Source organism: Arcicella aquatica, from assembly GCF_034928825.1.
GTDB lineage: Bacteria > Bacteroidota > Bacteroidia > Cytophagales > Spirosomataceae > Arcicella > Arcicella aquatica.
Genome location: NZ_JAYFUL010000103.1, coordinates 1 through 1,196 on the forward strand (window position 1 = coordinate 1; position 1,196 = coordinate 1,196).

Annotated in this window: 1 protein-coding gene; it reads right to left on the bottom strand. The window is 30.4% G+C overall.

The annotated features are described in order from the left end of the window. Positions 1–4 precede the first annotated feature (4 nt). Entirely contained in the window at positions 5–1,117 is a 1,113-nt protein-coding gene (locus VB264_RS24990) for an IS4 family transposase (protein WP_323254127.1), read from the bottom strand. Positions 1,118–1,196: the final 79 nt, after the last annotated feature.

Below are 1,196 nucleotides of genomic sequence, written 5' to 3' on the forward strand. Positions count from 1 at the left end.
TACTCTACCCGATGTTTTTTATTAAATATTGATAATGAGATAGTTGTATTTGAATCCACCGAGTAAATATATTCAAAAGCTCTTCCCAGATTTTCAAAAATCCTTGATTGATGTTTCTAAACCCTTCTCTCAAAATATCAAGTCCCTTTCGGAAAAAGCTATTGGATTTATACCCATGCTTTTTAGTTTTAATATTTTGTATTTTTGTGTGATGATATTTTCCAATATTTACACATATTCCAACAGCTATACTGACAAAAACTAAGAGTTTTTTGATTTTGTCACTTGATTTTAGATGTGTATTTTCCAAGTTAAATCCACGTCCTTTGACAGTTTGAAAAAAGACTTCTATCGACCATCTTTTTCGATAAAGTCTTCCTAATTGTTTAGCGGGAAGATTTCCTGCCAAAATCAGAAAATCGCCATCCGGCAACTTTTTTAGCATTATATTACACCAAACACCATCTATCATACAATCTTGATAATAACGCTCAGTTTGAGTTGATAAGAGTACAAATACTGAGTAAGTATCAGTATTTCTCAAAGTTATTAAATGGCTCTTTGGCATTCGCATGCAAAATGGTATATTGTTATTTTTCAAGTATTTAATCCATTGATGCCCAATAAACTCTCGGTCTCCAACAATAACTAAAATCCTATCAACTCCTATTAACGAAATCACTTTTCCTATCAGTTCTTTCCTATTATCAATATTACTATTACCACTTCTGTTATCTAATAAATCCCAATAAATAGGAATCCCAACTCCATCATGGCGAGCAACTATCATAAGAATATTGCACTGATATTTACCAAAATCCCATTCAGTTCTATCTATCGAGAGGCTTAATTTACCTTTGGGTAAAAACATAATTAATAAGATAGCAACTTGTTGATAATCAAAGTTAAAATCTTTAAAAAATGCTTGAATTCTTCGCTCATTTGATTCAACTTTTGAGTCGGTTGTAAAATGTAGACCAACCTCTTTAAATTGTACATTTCTACTTTTTATAACTCCAAGGGTAAAGTCTGATATAAATTTTTGTCTGGCTAAATTCTTTGCTAAAGGAATTTTTGAGAATAAATCTTTAATTTTGATACCGATGATATTTTTCATTAAAAGGCTGTATTTGTTGCTTAGGAACTACAAATTTCAGCCTTTTTTTATTAATTCTGATTTTTCATCGGGTAGAGTA